The following is a 16,604-nucleotide window of genomic DNA, read 5'->3' on the forward strand; positions in this document are numbered from 1 at the left end:
CTGTGTTTGCCACTATCCCATCAAGGCAGTTTGACGACCGTGAACCAGAAATTCTCAATTGATTGCACGACGGTGAGAAATCCGTCAAAATCGATCGGTTTCGAAATGAAACAGTTGGCGTAGGAATCATATGCCTGGATAATGTCGGATTCGGCTTCCGAAGAAGTGATCACCACAACAGGAATGCTCCGAAGTTCAGGACTGGCCTTGACCTGCTTGAGTATTTCCCGCCCGTCGATACCAGGCAGGTTAAGGTCAAGAAGGATGAGGTCAGGCCGAGAGGCATTTGCATGTTCCCCGCGCCGGAAGAGGAAGTCGAGCGCCTGCTTGCCGTCCAATATGGCGGTTAGCTGGGTGGCAATTTTCGCTTCTTTCAGACCTTCCTTGGTGAGCCGGACATCGGCCGGATTGTCTTCGATCAACAAAATCTCCAGCGGACGAACTTCTTCAGATCTAATCATTTTGCTTTTCCTCATTCATGTCTGTTGCTGCTAGTGTGAAGCGGAAAATCGATCCGCCTTGCGGGTTTGGTTCGACATTAATCGTGCCGCCGTGCCGCTCGACAATACGGCGGCAGGATGCCAGTCCGATGCCTGTGCCCTGATATTTTTCGCGACTGTGCAATCTCGTGAAAATATCGAAAATCTTGTGCACGAATTCCGGTTCGATTCCGATGCCATTGTCGGCCACGGTGAACTCCCAATACTCGTCAATGCGTTCCGCGGAAATGCGGATTTTTGGCAATTCTTCGCTGCGATATTTGATGGCGTTGTCGATCAGGTTGAGGAACAGTCGTTCAATCTGGACCGAATCAGCCTGGATGTGGGGCAAGGGACCGACGACAATGTCCGCTGTTTCGTCCTCTAGAGACCGCGCTATACGGCCGACGAGTGCATCAAGATCAACCGGCTCAATGTCCAGTGGCCGGTTGCTGACCCGCGAATAGCCGAGCAGGTCGTTGATCAGGCGCTTCATCCGTTCGGCACCGTCCACCGCAAATGTAATAAATTCCTTGGCCTCACCGTCCAGTGTGTCGCCATAGCGCCGGACGATCAGGCCCAGATAGCTCCCGACCATGCGCAAGGGCTCCTGAAGGTCATGCGATGCAACATAGGCAAATTGCGAGAGCTCTTCATTGGACCGTGCCAGTTCCTCGGCCTTGGCGGAAACTTCCTGCTCGCGCTGCTCGACCCGTTCCATCATGATCTGGAATGCCCGCGCCAAGGCGCCGATTTCATCGGTGCGCCGTTTGGCGGATCTGATATTGACCCGGGTATTGCCGTCAGCGATGTGGCCCGACGCAGCGGTTAGCGCATGGAGCGGTTTCACGATTGCACGCGCAAAGAGCATGGCGAGCACTGCACTGCCCAATACCAGTATGAGGGCCAGAATGATGAAATCAATTCGTTCGATCGGACGCATTCCGACGAGAGAATCATAATCATGCCTCGTAGCCAGCACCAGATGGCGCCCGGCCTCATGCTCATAGGGGTATACGCGGCTGGCAACGACGAGCATTTTACCCTCATTTGTCGTGACCACGCCGGAATAATCCGGCTGACCACCGGTGACCACGCCAGCAAGCTCGGGAATGTCATCCTGCAGACGATGGCGGGTTCCCAGATCGAACCCGAAGGTCTTGGCGGCGTCAGGATGGGCGATATAGTCTCCCGCCTGATTGGTCGCAATGAATGAGCCGCTATCCAGAACCTCTTTGCCAACCAGATCCGACAGGAAGCGCGCGTCAGCATTCACGACGACCATGCCGCGTACCACACCATCCCGGTCTGTTACGGGTGTCGCCGCCCGAAAAACGGGTCGCTCGTGCTGCGCTTTTCCGAACTCATTGTTAAGTTCGAATTCGGAAATATAGACATCGTCGCTGGAAAGCTGCGCTGTCTGCTGAAAGAAGCCGAGATCGGCTTTCTGTTGCAGCTGCCCGGCAGGAGTCCGTATGATTTCGCCGGCCTCATTGAGCTCGACCCGGACAATTTCGCGGCCGCCGTCGGCGATCCCGATATAGCGTAGCTGAAAATATGCCGGCCGACTTTCGAGCATCGAAGCAAAATTTGCCGAAAGACGCCGTTCCCACTCCGCTTGCGGCAAGCCGCTGACAGGGTCGATCCCGCCATTTCCCAGCGCGCGGGAAATTCCGTGGACAGCGGGAGTTTCAGACAGGAAGCTGGCATCTTCGCGTGCGAATTTGATCCGATCGGCGAGCTTCGCCTTGGCGGAGACAATCGAGGTGCTAAGACGACTGGATTCACGCTCCATCAGTTGGTTGGTCGCGTTGCGATAAACGTAGAATGCGACGATAATCATCGTCAGTGTCACAATGATTGTTGTGAGTAGAGTGATCTTGCGTGCAATGCTAAATCGGAACGGCACCGCCGGTGTTCGCCCTGCTGATGGTGTCAAATCTGGTATAGTTTCGTTCAGGCCCTCAATCTTGGATTCTGCGAGCATTGGCATATTCATCACTTTGACAACCACTATTGTTTTTCCGGAGACTCTCTTGGACGACAATTGGTATCAGAAAGGTTAATTTCTTATTCATGCTGTTGGCTGATTTTGTAGTTTTATCCACTGCATTCAAATATTTGCGCCAGGCCAGGCCGCATCGGTCCGTTCGCCCTGTCGCAATTTCTCGATCGACATGTCGGTCACATGGGCTTTGCTCGCAAATGCCCGTTGTCACCGGAAGGCGCCGCTATTCGCGGCGACCGCACTGCACTTGACGGAAAGGCGAGGCACTGGACCCTGGGGTGGAAGTTTTGTCAGACGCCGGGAATATCCAGAATCATGGCGCACCCGAGAGGATTCGAACCTCTGGCCTCTGCCTTCGGAGGGCAGCGCTCTATCCAGCTGAGCTACGGGTGCCGGGGCGTGTGTCGCCGGGAGGGCGTTTAGCAGCGCGATTGCCGCATTGCCAACCAAATAGTTGACCCGTCAATTAAATAGCGGTCAATCAGATAGCAATCGGTCACCCGGACAGTGGCTAGTCCCCGCTTTTATCCTTGCGAATTTTCTCGATTTTCTGGAATTTGCCCAGGCCGCATGCCATGCCGGGTTCGATTCTGCCGGAAGTCTGGTCAAGCACGTGGATGATATCGACGCTGCAAAGCTGGTTGGTCGAGGTCTTGTAGGAAAAGGCCTCCTCGAAACCGAGACCGCTGCATCTGCTGGGCAGATTGTTGCGATAGATATCGCCATTGTTCATCTTGAAGTCGATCGTCTGGTCATCAATCACCTTGGTCGACCGGATGCTTGAGCGCATGATACAGCTTTTCGGCTCGCCGATTTTCTTGATCACATAATTGTCATCGGCGGAGGATTTGCCGGACATTTCCGTACCGGTTGCGGCGCAACCACTAGTGGCAAGAAAAGCTGTGATCAGGACTGGAGCAAGGATGCGCATGGGTTCTCTCCGATGATTCGACGACGATTATATTTGTAACATGACCTTCATGACGCAAATCTGAATGGTCCGTGATACGGAATAATCCGTATTCAGGGTGCCGGTGTCTTTTTCTTGTAGCGGCACAAATCGGCCACCGGACAGCGCCAGCATTCGGGCTTGCGCGCCTTGCAGATATAGCGCCCGTGCAGGATCAGCCAGTGATGGGCGTGGACGCGGAACGGGGCCGGCGTCTGCTTTTCCAGCTTCTTCTCGACCGCCAGCACCGTCTTGCCAGGGGCCAGACCGGTGCGGTTGCCGACCCGGAAAATATGCGTGTCGACCGCGAATGTCTCCGCGCCAAAGGCGCTGTTCATCACGACATTGGCGGTCTTGCGACCGACCCCGGGCAGCCTGACCAGCGCGTCGCGATCTGCCGGGACCTCGCCGCCATATTCGGCGATCAGCATTTCCGACAATGCGATGACATTTTTCGCTTTGGTATTATAGAGTCCGATCGTCTTGATATGTTCCTTCAGCCCGTCGAGTCCGAGATCGACCATTTGCTGCGGCGTCTTCACCTCGGCGAACAGTTGCCGCGTTGCCTTGTTGACCCCGATATCGGTCGACTGCGCGGAGAGAGCGACGGCGACCACCAGCTGATAGGTGTTGCCAAAATTGAGCTCGGTCTCGGGCGCCGGATTGTCGGCGGCGAGGCGGGAATAAAATTCGAAGATATCGGCTTTTTTCATGAGGCTCAGCCGCCTTGAACCCGGTCCATCATATCCATGAAGTCCCGCGCCGAGTTCCGGTCCGCTTCGTCCTCGAAGGCGCTATCCAGGTCGAGCGGGCTGCCAAGCATATAGAGCACCGTCCATAGAGCAAAACGGCGCCCGCGATCCTGTTCCAGGCCAAAGTCGACGCGCATATGTTCGATGCCAGCTTCCATCGTCTCCGGTTGGATTGCGGAAAGGTCGGCGGTGCCGAAATAGCGTTGCAACTGGTCATCAAAATCCATGGTGCTGGCCTATTGGGTCCGGTGGCGCTTGGCAAGCGGGGCGTGCAATTGGTGCAGGATATTCGGGATCCCTTACTGATGCGGCAATCCCGCAACAATTCCATGGACTTGCATCCAATTTGGAACGAATCGGAATGCGGCGCGTATTTGGTCTATGGGGAATCGCAAAGAGACGCTGACGGATTTTTTTTCTTATACCACGATCGCAGTTTCGGTGGCTGTGATGTCGGGACTGGCTCTGGGCCACGTCACCGAGCAATCGATGCATCCCCGGCTTTCTGTCCCTCCTCCCGCGGATCCGGTCGAACGCTATGCGCTCGGGCAAAATGCTTATCAGACGAGAAGGACGCATGTCGGGCCGGTTCGCGCCCAGGGCCGCGGATATACCGCCGAATATAGGGCTGCCAGTTATGAAATTGGCAGATATGAAAAGGGCGCGCGCATTTTGATGCCAGAGGAACCCGCGCGCAAGATCGAGCGGACAAGGCTGGAAAAATTGCAGGCCTGGAACGAGCAGAATTTTGGCAGCGATGAACACCGCAATGACGAGCATGTCGGGGATGGCGCGATGGACAGGAAGGATTACCAGCCGATCGATGTCGGCGCGGTGATGGCCGCGCCGGAATCAGAAGTGCAGCCTGCCGCCCGGCTTATCAGGACTAGCGACAATGTGATGGAACCGAGCCGCATCGCAATGGACGCGCACAAGATTCCCGCCCGTGGCGCGCCAGACGATCTGCCGGTGCTCGCCGGCAGCTGAAAAGCCGGTGCAATGCTTTGGCTAAACCGTCATCTTGCTGGCTGTGTACCGCCTGTTGGAGGCAAGCCAATCCAGACGCGCAGGAAAGATATCCGTCGTCCCAGATCAAAGAAAAGCCAACATCCCAATGCTGTCATCGCGATCAGTAAAGGCGCTTCGATAGCGACCGGCAACGCCAGTTGGTCGAGATAGTGACCGGCGACGACAATGATCGTCTGGTGGATCAGATAGAAGGGGAAGATGGCTTGCGTGAGCATCCGGCGCACAGGCCCGTCGCAACCGCTCAGGTGGCGGTGCGCCAGACCGATTGCTGCGATGATCGCGCACCAGGCGTCCAGCTCCCGTACGCTGAGCGTCACAGCCCGAAGCCACCCGGGCGGATCAATCCCTGCAGCATAAGCATCATCATAGACCACCAGCGCCGCCCAGGAGAGCAGCGCAAGGGCGAGGGCGACCCACCGCACCCTTACGCAGCGGTCGAAGAAGGCCTGATTTTTGGCAACGGCAAAGCCGAACAGGAACAGGCTGAAATAGACACTGTGTAAATACCAATCGTTCCGGAAATCGTGGCTTTCGCCAAAAACCGGAAATAGCGCAAGGCGCAAAAGGGTCAGGTAAAGCCAGGGCACAAGGATCAGCAACGGACCTGCGGTCAGCCCGCTGACCACCTTTGGTATTCTGCGAAGCAGCGGCAAAATCAATGTGAGCGCCAGAGTGTAGAGTATCAGATAGGCTACAAACCACATATGATTGTAGGTTGGTGTGATCAGGCAGCCGTCGGCATCGCACCAATGTCCTGAAGCGGTGATATATTTGCGGTAAAAATCGTCCAGCCAATCGCTATGACCGGGCGCCAGTCCGTTGGCTCCCTGCAAGGCCTCGACAATTTCGAAATAGACCTGCGGCGGAACGATCACCAAAATGGCCAGCAGCAACGGCGGCCAGAGCCGGCGCATGCGGATCGCGACGAATGACCCGACGCTCATTTTGTCCGCCATGAAACGGGTGGCGGCACCGGCGATGACGAAGAGCAGCGAGAGCCGCCAGGGACTGGTCAGCAGCATCAGTGGTTCGATCGTATCGCTGGCGAAGCGCGATTTTACGTGCCAGTCCCAGGTCACGTAAAACATGCCGCAGTGATAGAATATCAGCAGCGCAAAAGCGATGATGCGAAGCCAGTCGAGATCGTATCGGCGGGTGGTCATGGCGGGTATGCCTCCTTGCATCCCGCGTTCTTGCGCCTGCAGAGCCGCCCGCCTATAGCTAAGCCGTACAAGGCGGGCAGCGGGGACGAACGGGAATTTCGCAGTGACAAAAGGCGGCAAAATAGGGGCGAGCGGCTGGATCCGGGCCGAATGGCGGCCCTGGCTGGCCATCCTTCTCGTCACTTTGGTGCTGACCTTCGTCAATGCGACTTCCGACATTATCGACGGCGCCGGAGCGCACTGGATCGAACCGATATTGTGGGAGGGGACCAGCGCGATCATCATCGTCGGTCTCGCGCCGTTCATCGGCTATGCAATGCGACGATGGCCGCTTCAATCCGGCAATCTTCCTGTTTTTGCCATCACCCATCTGGGGCTGACCATTCCCTTTGCATTTGCCCATATATGCTTCATCTTCGTGACCCGCGAGACGGCATACAAGCTGTTCGGCGCGCGCTACGGATTCTTCGACGACGGTGTAGCGATCACCTGGCTCTATGAATGGCGCAAGGATGTTCTGGTCTATGCCGCGATCGCGGCGACCTACTGGATGTTCGATTATATCGCCGAGCGTAACCGGTTCGCGTCATCGCCGCCCGCCGAGGCCAGGATCAAGCTGCAAGATGGTGGCGCGACGATTTTCCTGTCCTCGGACGAGATTAGCCATGTTGAAGCCGCCGGCAATTATGTTGAGTTTCACACCGCAGCAAAATCGCATTTGATACGCGGAACGCTGGCATCGTGGGAAGCACGGCTGATTGCGCAGGGCTTTGTCCGCGTGCACCGGTCGCGGCTGGTGAACCGAACCAAAATCGCCGCGCTGACGCCAACGCGATCCGGCGATCTGGAGATATCCCTGCTCGATGGTCGCACCGTTTCCGGCAGCCGGCGCTATCGTACGCAACTGACAGGCTGAAACGACGGACATTGGATTATGCCGCCGGTTTAACGGGTCGGCACGCTCAAAACCCCAAAACCCCGTCCATTCCATAACGGCCAGCACGTTGTCCGACCAGCCAGCCAGCCGCCTTCACCGCGCCCCGGGCAAAAATCATCCGGTTCTCCGCCCGATGGGTCAGCTCGATCCGTTCCTCATCGCTTGCCAATATGACCGTGTGATCGCCGGCGACCGATCCGCCGCGCAACGCCGCGAAACCGATCGCGCCTTTGGCCCGCGCCCCGGTAATGCCGTCGCGGCCGCTTTCGCTTTGGCTGGCGAGGTCAATGCCGCGTCCGCGCGCCGCTGCTTCGCCCAATAGTTTCGCCGTGCCGCTGGGAGCGTCAACCTTGTGCCGATGGTGCATTTCGACAATCTCGATATCCCAGTCATCGCCCAGCCTGCTCGCCGCCTGCTCGACCAGCGCCGCCAGCATATTGACGCCGAGCGAGGTGTTGCCGGTTTGCAAGACGGGAATCTTGGTTGCCGCCTGGTCGATAGCGGCGTGATGCGCTGCCTCCAGTCCGGTGGTGCCGATAACGATGGCTGTGTTCGCTGCAACGCAGGCATCGAGCGTCGCCTGCAACGCCTTCGGGGAAGAGAAATCGACCAGCACATCACTTGCGCCGACCAATGCCGTCACATCATCGCCCTGATCCGCCCCGCCGGCATGGCTATGGCCCGCTTCCTCGATCGCCGCGACCAGCGCCTGTCCCATGCGGCCCTTGCTGCCGATAATCCCGATGGCTGTCATTTTCCGGTCCCTGTATTTGGTCGTGTTCTGAAATACTCTCTAGCCGTTCGTGTCGAGCGAAGTCGAGACACGCTGGGATAAAATTTCCGGCCCGCGCCCCCCACATGCTTCTCGACTTCGCTCGAAGCGAACGGTTATGGTGGGCCTCATGAAAGATATTCGAAATATCGTCATCCTCACCGGTGCAGGGATCAGTGCCGAAAGCGGTGTCGCCACGTTTCGTGGGCCGGATGGTCTGTGGGAGGGGCATCGGGTCGAGGATGTCGCCACGCCCGAGGCCTTTTTCCGCGATCCCGCTCTGGTGCAGAAATTCTACGACGAGCGGCGCGCGAAGCTCAGGACCGTCCACCCCAATGCCGCGCATCAGGCTCTCGCGAAACTAGACGCGGCTTGGCCGGGCGACCTGCTGCTGGTCACCCAAAATGTCGATGATCTGCACGATCGGGCGGGTTCCAAACATCTGCTCCATATGCACGGCGAGTTGAACAGCGCCTGGTGTCTGGCCTGCGATGCCCGGTCGCCCTTTGACGGGGTGATGGCGACCGAGCCACCCTGTCCCCAATGTGGTCAGCCCGGCTGTCTGCGTCCTGATATCGTCTGGTTCGGCGAAATGCCCTATCAGATGGAGCGGATTGAGCAGGCGCTGGCCCGCTGCGACCTGTTCGTATCGATCGGCACATCGGGCGCGGTCTATCCCGCAGCCGGATTTGTCCAGACCGCACGGCACTATGGCGCGCGCACGCTGGAAATGAATCTCGATCCGTCCGAGGGCAGTTTCCATTTCCACGAAAGCCGGATGGGCAGGGCGGGGGAACTGGTGCCCGACTGGGTTGAAGAGATTTTGCAGAATGTCTGAATTGGAGGGCAGTTGCCATTGCGGCGCAGTGCGGATCACGGTCCCGGCTCCGCCCGAACAAGTGACCCGGTGCAATTGCTCTTTATGCTCCAAGACCGGCTGGATTGGTGGCTATTGGCATCCCGATGAAGTGACGGTCGAAGCGCAACCGGGCGCGCTGAACCCCTATGTCCAGGGCGACAGGATGATCACCACGTGGAATTGCAAAATCTGTGGCGCACACACCCACTGGACCCCGCTCACCGCGCCGCCCGACCGGATGGGGGTGAACATGCGGATGTTCGACTGCGCCGACTGGCGGCATCTGCCGGTACACACAGTGGATGGGGCAAGCTACTAGCCGGGCGTCCGCTCTCCGTCCCCGAAGCCACCACGATATTCGGGTGCGCCGCCGCGATAATCTGCTAGGCCAAGATTCATGAAAGACCATTTTGAACGCCACAAACAAGTCTGGACCAGCGAAGAGATCCAGAAGCTTCATGCCTTTGCAAAAAAGGGAATGACGCTCAAGGCGATTTCCAAGGCGCTGACCCGCAGCGAAGAATCGATCCGGAAACGGGCCAAGGCGGACAAGTTGAAAATCGCCAAGAAGCGTTGAGTTTTGTCTGCCGCCGACTGGATGATCGCGCGATCATCCAGCCAGCAAGCTTCTTCCTATATCATGCAAGATCACGCACGTCGGGCTCTCGATCATAGAAACGTGTTGCCGCATTTTCGACAAATGATGCGTCGGTGGCGGAGACGCCATCTGCATCGGTTGGCACGTGGCAATGATCGAGCAAAGCCAGAGCACCCTCGTCATGGCCAATGGCCTTTAGATGGGCCCAGGCATCACAGACAAAGTCGATTGCCGCGCTGTCCGTGGTCAGTTTCTTGGCAGCCTCCTCGGTGAGAACCAGAGCGACAGCATCGAGGAGAACCGACGGCGTACCTGCCAGCTGTCCGTCGGCTTCGACAGATCCACCGGCAACCTTGGTTGCCCCGACTTTGGGCGCGATCAACATTGCGGAGCCGCCCTTGGCCTCAATCGCTTTTGTCAACTGGTCGATGGTCTTCTTGTCCGAACCTTCAGCGAACAGGATTCCGACTTTTCGGCCTTTCAACATATCCTTGGCATTTTTCTGAATGGACAGAGCGTTGGATGTACCGAGATCAACCGGCTTGCGCGCCGGTTTCTCCGCCTCGGGCAAGTCAATCGCCAGGCCCTTGGCCACACGCTTGGCCAGATCCGCATCGACATTTCTCAGCTGGGCGACGACGCGTTCGCGAACATGGTCCAGCGAGACTTTCGAGAGTTCAAAGACAATGGCGGAGGCGATATGCGCCTGTTCGTTATTGGTCTGGGAATGATAGAACATCCGGGCCTGGCTAAAGTGATCGGCAAACAGCTCACCCCGCGCCCGGACTTTCTCGGTCGGGTCGTTGCGCTCGGCATTTTCCCGGAATGAGGTGAAGCCGGTTTCCGGGCATTCGCGCGGGCCCCCATCTTCACCTGCCTGCGCGAGGCTATTGGGTTCATAATTGGCGCGCCCGGTCGGGACCATCGTCTGCATCAAGCCATCGCGCTCGAAATTGTGCATCGGACATTTCGGCGCGTTGATCGGAATCTGATGGAAATTTGTCGTGCCGAGACGGGATTTCTGCGTATCCAGATAGCTGAACAACCGTCCCTGGAGCAGGGGATCATTCGAAAAATCAATGCCCGGGATGACATTGGTTGGCAGGAACGCAGCCTGCTCGGTTTCGGCAAAGAAATTGTCCGGGTTCCGGTTGAGCGTCATTTTACCGATGATACGAACCGGGATTTCTTCTTCCGGTATCAATTTGGTCGCGTCGAGCACGTCATAAGGCTGCTTGGCTGCCCATTGCTCGTCAAATGTCTGGATGCCCAGTTCCCATTCAGGAAAGTCTCCTGCGGCGATGGCTTCGTGCAGGTCGCGACGGTGATAATCGGGATCGGCTCCGGAAATCTTGACCGCTTCATCCCAGGTCGTGGACTGCATGCCCAGCACCGGTTTCCAGTGGAACTTGACAAATGTTCCTTCGCCGTCGGCGTTGACAAAACGGAACGTGTGCACGCCAAAGCCTTCCATCATCCGCAGGCTGCGGGGGAGCGCGCGGTCAGACATTGCCCACATTATCATGTGCATGCTTTCCGGCATCAGGCTGATGAAGTCCCAGAATGTATCATGGGCAGAAGCCGCTTGCGGAAATCCGCGATCGGCTTCCGGCTTGACCGAATGAATGAGATCGGGAAATTTGATCGCGTCCTGAATGAAAAACGGTGCCATATTATTGCCGACCAGGTCCCAATTTCCGGCTTCCGTATAAAATTTCACCGCGAATCCGCGAACGTCGCGCGGCGTGTCCTTAGACCCCTTGGAGCCAGCAACCGTTGAAAAGCGGACGAATAGCGGACAGCTATTTCCCTTCTTTTGGAACAGGGCGGCTTTCGTCAATTCCGGGATGGCTTCGGTTACCTCGAACACGCCATGCGCGCCGGAACCCCGCGCATGAACGATGCGCTCGGGGATACGCTCATGGTCGAAATGAAAGATTTTTTCGCGGAGCACGAAATCCTCCAGCAGGCTGGGGCCCCGCGCGCCGGATTTGAGGCTGTTCTGATTGTCGGAAATTCTGTGGCCGAAATTGTCGGTCAGGTGGGCAACCGCGTCGCCATGATCCGCATCCGACCCGATATGTTGATGGGTTTCGCCGCCCGTGTCTCGCTGTTCGTCGGTAAATTCGGTTCGCCCGCTGCCGGGCTGGATATCGTGCAGCATATTGTCGAGGGCAGGGCTGCTCGAAGCTGATTGTTGTTTCGGCTTGGGGGAAGATTTTTTATTGGTCATGTTTCGCTCCTCTGGCTGCGGTCGCATCCGTTGCGTTGCGAAGAGAGAACGGCCCATAGTAATTTTGGTTCCTGAAAATATTTTGGAATTGCGCATTCCGGCGCGCACGAAAGTTTCGTAAATCCCGGCCGGACCCTGCTCCTTAATCGATCATGATTAAGCGAATTTCTTCGCCATTATCCTCGGGCTATTTATGATCTATATTTGCGACCATCCTTCTTATCCTCCGGGCGGCGTAGAAGACTGGCGATAGGACAATGCGGCTGCGGCCTGGTGGTCTAACCCGGGATGGACGCGCAAACTATATCTGCGATTTCCAACCGGAAATCTGGATATGCCCCGATCAGGTCGTCGCCGCCATATTCTGTTCCGGGCAGGCTGTCGGTGGAGCGAATTGAACCAGTGGCCTTTTCCCGGTCAATTCGTCTGCCGCCTTGAGCCATTGTTCGCCGATGATTTTATCAAGGCTAACGGGATTGAACGGATCCAGTCCCGACCCCGGATAGAATGTCAACTCTCCGAAGACGGGCAATCCGTTCGCCTCATAAAGATCCACCCGGACGAAATCGATATTGTCGCCCAATTTTTCCGCCGCCGCTATCATGCTCTTCAACGACCCTGGCGGTGTCGGATCACCATCGTCAGTGGCGGCTGAAACCCTGCGCCAATGGCGGTCAAACAATATCCACCGATGATTATGCTCGCGGTCGAGATGCACCTGAATGAATGCAACCTCGCCGTTGAACACATAAAATTTATAGTCGACCGGAACGACGTTGCTCTGGCCGATAAATGGTTCGACGAGAATGCCATGGGGAATATGCTTGTAGACCCATTCGTCGAGCCATCGGCCATAGACTTTCCCCAGCCATGCCTCGGCGGTTGATTTGATTTTCGGCCAGTCGTCATCGGGGGATGTCACAAAAGCGATCTGATTGCAGCCATGTCGCGCCTTGACCACGAACGGATAGGGCCAGAGCGGTTTTTCGGGAAGCCGGGTTCCGCTCCACAATGTCGGCGTGATCCATTCGTCACCAATCTGATCGGCGACGATTTTCTTGACCATTAGCTTGTCCGCCAGAACCGGGTATAATGGATTGCGGTCCCGCAATTTGCGCCTTTGTACCAGTTCCGTAAATTTGTCTGGCGTGGCAAGCTTGGGCAATCGGCCGTGGCGGAAAAAATAGGTCAGATTGATACGCAACAATGCTTTCAGCGGGACTTTTGCGCGATACGAATTTGGCATGTTTGAGTTCGTGATCCATCCACGTTCAGAGAAGCGGAAAATTGCCGTCCCGGGGTCGAAATTTCCTTATCCCTATACGCGGGACGGCAACAGAAGTTGCACTATTTCTTCAGCCGTGCGTCAGCTGCTGGCTGCGCGAGGCAGTGGCCGGAACTAGATATGCCGGGTTGCGAACAGGTACAGAATCCATAGCGCCAGCGCGATCGTGGTGAACCATGTCGCGATCACGCCAATTTGGCGCAGGCGCGGGGAGCCGCCCTTGTGATGCTGGTTCATGCCGACGATATGCGCGACCCGTCCGATCAGGAAAATGGCAGCAATGGCGGTGAGGCCGAGATGGTGGGCGTTGGCCAGCTCGAGGACGGCCAGCATGATCAGGAAGACCGGTGCATGTTCCGACAGATTGGCATGGGTGCGCCGCGCGGCCAGCAGATCGGGATTGTCGCCATCGCCAAACCCGATCTGGCTGGCGATGCGGACCTTGACCGTGGCATAAGCACAATAGATCAGCAGCAAGGCGCAAATTGCGGCGGCGAGGCCGGTTACCGGTAATGTCATGATGGTCCTCCCTGATTTTTGGGCATTCTTAGGCAATTTCGAAGAGATGGCAAATCTCGCTCTGCCGGACGGGCCCGGACGTCACGCGGTGGTTGGCGTACCGCAGCTTTTGCAATGCGGGTCCTTGGGCAGGTTGATGCTGCGCATCGAGGGGGCGAGGCCGTCGAAAAGCTGGAGCTTGCCGGCCGGGTCCTGGCCAAAGCCGGTGATCACCCGGATCGCTTCCATCGCCGCGAAGCTGCCCATCAGTCCCACCATTGCGCCCAATACGCCAACTTCGCTGCAATTGTCGCAATCTTCGGGGTCGAGCGCGTCACCGACGAAACAGCGGTAGCAGGGCTTGTCCTCCTCCCAGCCGCGGAACGTAGCGAGCTGGCCCTGGAACTGGCCAATGGCCGCAGATACGAGGGGAAGCTGATGCTCGACCGACAGATCGGAAACCAGCAGCCGGGTCTGGTAATTGTCCGACCCGTCGATAATCGCGTCAAAGGGCGCGAAAAATGCTGCGGCGTCGGCAGGCAGATGTTGCGCGGTAAGTCTTTGATTTATTGGAATTACCTTGACATCCGGGTTGATATGTTGCGCGGCAACTTTGGCAACTTCCACTTTCGCTTTACCAATATCATTCTCGCTGAACAGAACCTGCCGTTGCAGGTTGGAGAGCGACACGACATCATCGTCCATGATGGTCAAGGCACCGATTCCGGCGGCTGCGAGATACTGGATCGCCGGGCAGCCAATGCCGCCGGCACCAACGATCAGAATGTGACCGTCAAGAATCTTCTTCTGGCCCGCCCCGCCAATATCGCGAAGCACGATATGACGGGCATAGCGGTCAAGCTGTTCGTCGGTGAGTGGGCTCATTCAGGCCAGCGGAAGGTGATCGCCTGACGATACCATTTCTGGTCACCCGTGCGTTTGACCGCGCCATCATGCCCGGCATATTTGGTCAGATGGGCAATGACATAGGCTTCCAGCGGCCGACAACCGGTATCTACCGGGACAACTTTTGTAACTTTGCCGGTCGGGGACACTTCAAGCGCAACATCGACCCGCGCATGCACCCAGCCAATATCTGTCGTCAGCTTGCAATCGGCCTTCTTGGCGATCCGTTCCGCTTGTTTTTCATGCCGTTCGAGAACGGGCAGCTTTTTCTCAAACTGGGCCAGTTCGAGATTATAAAAATCGGCGGATAAGGACTTGATTTCAATGTCCTCGGCGGAAGCGCTAGCCCCTGATAAAGCGATGGCAGCTATAATATTGATCATCACCGGACCTTTTATATAATGGATATCGGGCTCAAGCTATACGCCAGTCGAGCCGAAACCGCCAGACCCCCTCTGCGTCTCGTCCAGATCATCCACTTCAACAAGAATGCCGCGCTGAACCGGCGCGACGATGATCTGCGCGATACGGTCGCCGCGCTGGATGACGAACTCCTCTTCGCCGTGATTGATCAGAATGACCTTCAGTTCGCCGCGATAATCGCTGTCGATCGTGCCCGGTGAATTGGGCACACCAATGCCGTTTTTCAGGGCAAGGCCGGAGCGCGGCCGCACCTGGATTTCGTAGCCCTCCGGAATGGCGAACGCGAAACCCGTCCCGACCAAGCCCCGTTTCGAAGGCGCGATGGTCAGAGCCTCCGCCGCGCGAACATCCATGCCAGCCGAGCCGCTGGTTTCATAAGAAGGCAGCGGCAGGTCACCGGCATGATCGAGCCGTTTGACGGCAATATCAACGGGTTCGAACATCAGGATATTTCCTTGCTGATTTTGGCAATGAGACGCTGTGCAACTTCCGGTTTGGGCATTCGCTCCCAGATTTCGTTGCCGTCTCTGGTGATGATATGGACGCTATTGTCCGAACCGCCCATCACGTCTCCCGATACATCATTGGCTACGATCCAGTCGCAGGCTTTCTTGTCGAGCTTTGCCCTGGCATGTTCGACGATTTTCTGGGTTTCGGCGGCAAAGCCTATGAGCAGATCGGGGCGTTGCTTGTGCCGTGCGAGGCCAGCCAATATATCCGGATTTTCGGTCAGTTTGAGTGGTGCGGGTGCCGTGCCTTTTTTCTTTATCTTCTGCCCGGACTGGCTGTCCGCGCGCCAGTCGGCAACGGCGGCCACCATGATCGCGACATCGGCCGGCAGGGCGTCGTGCACCGCCTTTTCCATCTCAACCGCAGTCTCGACATCGATCCGCATGACCCCTGCCGGTGTGGTCAAATGTACCGGGCCGGCCACCAGGGTCACTTGCGCGCCAGCCTCGGCGGCAGCAGCGGCAATGGCAAAGCCCTGACGCCCGGAAGAGCGGTTTGCGATGTAGCGCACCGGGTCGATCGGTTCGTGTGTCGGACCTGCGGTGACAAGGACATGCTTGCCGCGCAGCGGTCGATGCTTATCGGGGGCGAAGGCGGGTTGACCGTCCAGAGGGTTGGAGCCCAGTTCATTCCCATTGCCCCAACCAGCTCCGTCGGCGTCAGGGCCAAGGCGCTGTGCAATTTCCGCCATCACCGCCTCCGGTGCCGGCAAACGGCCCGGGCCAAATTCGCCGCACGCCATAGAGCCTTTATCGGGCTCCACCACGATAATGCCATCTGCTGCAAGCTGCTTGATATTGCGCTGGGTTGCTGGGTGGTCCCACATCCGCACATTCATCGCCGGAACCACCATCACCGGTGTATCGGTTGCGAGGAGAAGGGTTGTCGCCAGATCATCGGCAATTCCACCTGCCATTTTGGCCAGCAGGTTGGCGGTGGCCGGACACACGACCACCAGATCGGCTTCGCGGCTGAGCTGGATATGGCCCATCTCGGCCTCGTCTTTCAGGCTCCATAACGTTGTATGCACTTCATTTTCGGACAGCGCTGCCAGCGTCATCGGTGTAACAAATTGCGCCCCAGACTCGGTGAGCACACAGCGGACCGTCATGCCGGACTTCTTAATCAGCCGGATGAGTTCGCTGGCCTTATAGGCAGCGATGCCGCCGCCGATGATCAGAAGTATATGTTTGGTCACAGCAC

The 16,604-nt window shown here is 57.3% G+C and carries 19 protein-coding genes and 1 tRNA gene; 5 read left to right on the plus strand and 15 right to left on the minus strand.

The window, feature by feature from the left end; genetic code table 11:
* Nucleotides 1-20 precede the first annotated feature (20 nt).
* The 6 genes from ACN0WX_RS04475 to ACN0WX_RS04500 form a co-directional block, all read right to left on the minus strand.
* Nucleotides 21-461: a response regulator gene (locus ACN0WX_RS04475; protein ID WP_417621071.1), complete on the minus strand. Its 441-nt coding sequence runs from the start codon at nucleotides 459-461 to the stop codon at nucleotides 21-23.
* Nucleotides 454-2,466: a sensor histidine kinase gene (locus tag ACN0WX_RS04480; protein ID WP_417621072.1), complete on the minus strand. Its 2,013-nt coding sequence runs from the start codon at nucleotides 2,464-2,466 to the stop codon at nucleotides 454-456. The genes ACN0WX_RS04475 and ACN0WX_RS04480 overlap by 8 nt, the downstream gene beginning before the upstream one ends.
* 337 nt (nucleotides 2,467-2,803) lie before the next feature.
* Nucleotides 2,804-2,880 (minus strand) — tRNA-Arg (locus ACN0WX_RS04485).
* 118 nt (nucleotides 2,881-2,998) lie between these two features.
* A complete protein-coding gene (locus tag ACN0WX_RS04490; RefSeq protein ID WP_417621073.1) occupies nucleotides 2,999-3,418 on the minus strand; it encodes a hypothetical protein in 420 nt (139 codons plus the stop codon).
* A 92-nt stretch (nucleotides 3,419-3,510) separates the two neighbouring features.
* Complete coding sequence (nth, locus tag ACN0WX_RS04495; RefSeq protein WP_417621074.1) at nucleotides 3,511-4,149, minus strand: endonuclease III; 639 nt, start codon at nucleotides 4,147-4,149, stop codon at nucleotides 3,511-3,513.
* A 5-nt stretch (nucleotides 4,150-4,154) separates the two neighbouring features.
* A complete protein-coding gene (locus ACN0WX_RS04500; RefSeq protein WP_417621075.1) occupies nucleotides 4,155-4,415 on the minus strand; it encodes a hypothetical protein in 261 nt (86 codons plus the stop codon).
* A 154-nt stretch (nucleotides 4,416-4,569) separates the two neighbouring features.
* On the opposite strand from ACN0WX_RS04500, the gene ACN0WX_RS04505 reads away from it, so the two are divergent.
* Nucleotides 4,570-5,175 carry a hypothetical protein gene (locus ACN0WX_RS04505; RefSeq protein WP_417621076.1) on the plus strand — a complete coding sequence of 202 codons (606 nt, stop codon included), beginning with the start codon at nucleotides 4,570-4,572 and terminating at the stop codon, nucleotides 5,173-5,175.
* A 29-nt stretch (nucleotides 5,176-5,204) separates the two neighbouring features.
* Here the strand turns inward: ACN0WX_RS04505 and ACN0WX_RS04510 are convergent, their stop codons facing one another.
* On the minus strand, nucleotides 5,205-6,380 hold the full coding sequence (locus ACN0WX_RS04510; RefSeq protein ID WP_417621077.1) for an acyltransferase family protein: 1,176 nt from the start codon (nucleotides 6,378-6,380) through the stop codon (nucleotides 5,205-5,207).
* Nucleotides 6,381-6,483: 103 nt separating this feature from the next.
* On the opposite strand from ACN0WX_RS04510, the gene ACN0WX_RS04515 reads away from it, so the two are divergent.
* On the plus strand, nucleotides 6,484-7,296 hold the full coding sequence (locus ACN0WX_RS04515; RefSeq protein ID WP_417621078.1) for a LytR/AlgR family response regulator transcription factor: 813 nt from the start codon (nucleotides 6,484-6,486) through the stop codon (nucleotides 7,294-7,296).
* A gap of 46 nt (nucleotides 7,297-7,342) precedes the next feature.
* Here the strand turns inward: ACN0WX_RS04515 and dapB are convergent, their stop codons facing one another.
* Complete coding sequence (gene dapB, locus ACN0WX_RS04520; protein WP_417621079.1) at nucleotides 7,343-8,071, minus strand: 4-hydroxy-tetrahydrodipicolinate reductase; 729 nt, start codon at nucleotides 8,069-8,071, stop codon at nucleotides 7,343-7,345.
* Nucleotides 8,072-8,219: 148 nt separating this feature from the next.
* On the opposite strand from dapB, the gene ACN0WX_RS04525 reads away from it, so the two are divergent.
* From ACN0WX_RS04525 to ACN0WX_RS04535, 3 genes are all read left to right on the plus strand, one after another.
* A complete protein-coding gene (locus ACN0WX_RS04525; protein WP_417621080.1) occupies nucleotides 8,220-8,927 on the plus strand; it encodes an NAD-dependent deacylase in 708 nt (235 codons plus the stop codon).
* Nucleotides 8,920-9,267, plus strand: a complete 348-nt coding sequence (locus ACN0WX_RS04530) for a GFA family protein (RefSeq protein ID WP_417621081.1) — start codon at nucleotides 8,920-8,922, stop codon at nucleotides 9,265-9,267. The genes ACN0WX_RS04525 and ACN0WX_RS04530 overlap by 8 nt, the downstream gene beginning before the upstream one ends.
* A 78-nt stretch (nucleotides 9,268-9,345) precedes the next feature.
* On the plus strand, nucleotides 9,346-9,525 hold the full coding sequence (locus ACN0WX_RS04535; RefSeq protein ID WP_417621082.1) for a hypothetical protein: 180 nt from the start codon (nucleotides 9,346-9,348) through the stop codon (nucleotides 9,523-9,525).
* A gap of 61 nt (nucleotides 9,526-9,586) precedes the next feature.
* On the opposite strand, the gene ACN0WX_RS04540 is transcribed toward ACN0WX_RS04535, so the two are convergent.
* From ACN0WX_RS04540 to ACN0WX_RS04570, 7 genes are all read right to left on the minus strand, one after another.
* Nucleotides 9,587-11,779 carry a catalase gene (locus ACN0WX_RS04540; RefSeq protein WP_417621083.1) on the minus strand — a complete coding sequence of 731 codons (2,193 nt, stop codon included), beginning with the start codon at nucleotides 11,777-11,779 and terminating at the stop codon, nucleotides 9,587-9,589.
* A gap of 343 nt (nucleotides 11,780-12,122) precedes the next feature.
* Entirely contained in the window at nucleotides 12,123-13,025 is a 903-nt protein-coding gene (locus tag ACN0WX_RS04545) for an ATP-grasp fold amidoligase family protein (RefSeq protein ID WP_417621084.1), read from the minus strand.
* A 153-nt stretch (nucleotides 13,026-13,178) separates the two neighbouring features.
* On the minus strand, nucleotides 13,179-13,583 hold the full coding sequence (locus tag ACN0WX_RS04550; protein WP_417621085.1) for an MAPEG family protein: 405 nt from the start codon (nucleotides 13,581-13,583) through the stop codon (nucleotides 13,179-13,181).
* A gap of 81 nt (nucleotides 13,584-13,664) precedes the next feature.
* The gene (locus tag ACN0WX_RS04555) at nucleotides 13,665-14,447 is read right to left on the minus strand and encodes a HesA/MoeB/ThiF family protein (protein WP_417621086.1); all 783 of its coding nucleotides are present in this window, start codon (nucleotides 14,445-14,447) and stop codon (nucleotides 13,665-13,667) included.
* The gene (locus tag ACN0WX_RS04560) at nucleotides 14,444-14,851 is read right to left on the minus strand and encodes a hypothetical protein (RefSeq protein WP_417621087.1); all 408 of its coding nucleotides are present in this window, start codon (nucleotides 14,849-14,851) and stop codon (nucleotides 14,444-14,446) included. The genes ACN0WX_RS04555 and ACN0WX_RS04560 overlap by 4 nt, the downstream gene beginning before the upstream one ends.
* Before the next feature lie 36 nt (nucleotides 14,852-14,887).
* Nucleotides 14,888-15,334 carry a dUTP diphosphatase gene (gene dut, locus ACN0WX_RS04565; RefSeq protein ID WP_417621088.1) on the minus strand — a complete coding sequence of 149 codons (447 nt, stop codon included), beginning with the start codon at nucleotides 15,332-15,334 and terminating at the stop codon, nucleotides 14,888-14,890.
* Nucleotides 15,334-16,599, minus strand: coding sequence for a bifunctional phosphopantothenoylcysteine decarboxylase/phosphopantothenate synthase (locus tag ACN0WX_RS04570; RefSeq protein WP_417621089.1), 1,266 nt, complete (start codon nucleotides 16,597-16,599; stop codon nucleotides 15,334-15,336). The genes dut and ACN0WX_RS04570 overlap by 1 nt, the downstream gene beginning before the upstream one ends.
* Between the last annotated feature and the right edge of the window lie 5 nt (nucleotides 16,600-16,604).

The sequence above is a fragment of the Parasphingorhabdus sp. genome, assembly GCF_048269915.1.
GTDB lineage: Bacteria > Pseudomonadota > Alphaproteobacteria > Sphingomonadales > Sphingomonadaceae > Parasphingorhabdus.

Excerpts from the sequence above, each read along its gene's own strand:
- ACN0WX_RS04490 (WP_417621073.1), bottom strand. The coding sequence starts at position 3,418 with ATGCGCATCCTTGCTCCAGTCCTGATCACAGCTTTTCTTGCCACTAGT.
- ACN0WX_RS04505 (WP_417621076.1), top strand. The coding sequence starts at position 4,570 with ATGGGGAATCGCAAAGAGACGCTGACGGATTTTTTTTCTTATACCACG.
- ACN0WX_RS04525 (WP_417621080.1), top strand. The coding sequence starts at position 8,220 with ATGAAAGATATTCGAAATATCGTCATCCTCACCGGTGCAGGGATCAGT.
- ACN0WX_RS04535 (WP_417621082.1), top strand. The coding sequence starts at position 9,346 with ATGAAAGACCATTTTGAACGCCACAAACAAGTCTGGACCAGCGAAGAG.
- ACN0WX_RS04545 (WP_417621084.1), bottom strand. The coding sequence starts at position 13,025 with ATGCCAAATTCGTATCGCGCAAAAGTCCCGCTGAAAGCATTGTTGCGT.
- dut (WP_417621088.1), bottom strand. The coding sequence starts at position 15,334 with ATGTTCGAACCCGTTGATATTGCCGTCAAACGGCTCGATCATGCCGGT.
- ACN0WX_RS04550 (WP_417621085.1), bottom strand. The coding sequence starts at position 13,583 with ATGACATTACCGGTAACCGGCCTCGCCGCCGCAATTTGCGCCTTGCTG.
- ACN0WX_RS04530 (WP_417621081.1), top strand. The coding sequence starts at position 8,920 with ATGTCTGAATTGGAGGGCAGTTGCCATTGCGGCGCAGTGCGGATCACG.
- ACN0WX_RS04540 (WP_417621083.1), bottom strand. The coding sequence starts at position 11,779 with ATGACCAATAAAAAATCTTCCCCCAAGCCGAAACAACAATCAGCTTCG.
- ACN0WX_RS04475 (WP_417621071.1), bottom strand. The coding sequence starts at position 461 with ATGATTAGATCTGAAGAAGTTCGTCCGCTGGAGATTTTGTTGATCGAA.
- ACN0WX_RS04510 (WP_417621077.1), bottom strand. The coding sequence starts at position 6,380 with ATGACCACCCGCCGATACGATCTCGACTGGCTTCGCATCATCGCTTTT.
- nth (WP_417621074.1), bottom strand. The coding sequence starts at position 4,149 with ATGAAAAAAGCCGATATCTTCGAATTTTATTCCCGCCTCGCCGCCGAC.
- ACN0WX_RS04555 (WP_417621086.1), bottom strand. The coding sequence starts at position 14,447 with ATGAGCCCACTCACCGACGAACAGCTTGACCGCTATGCCCGTCATATC.
- ACN0WX_RS04500 (WP_417621075.1), bottom strand. The coding sequence starts at position 4,415 with ATGGATTTTGATGACCAGTTGCAACGCTATTTCGGCACCGCCGACCTT.
- ACN0WX_RS04480 (WP_417621072.1), bottom strand. The coding sequence starts at position 2,466 with ATGCTCGCAGAATCCAAGATTGAGGGCCTGAACGAAACTATACCAGAT.
- ACN0WX_RS04560 (WP_417621087.1), bottom strand. The coding sequence starts at position 14,851 with ATGATCAATATTATAGCTGCCATCGCTTTATCAGGGGCTAGCGCTTCC.
- dapB (WP_417621079.1), bottom strand. The coding sequence starts at position 8,071 with ATGACAGCCATCGGGATTATCGGCAGCAAGGGCCGCATGGGACAGGCG.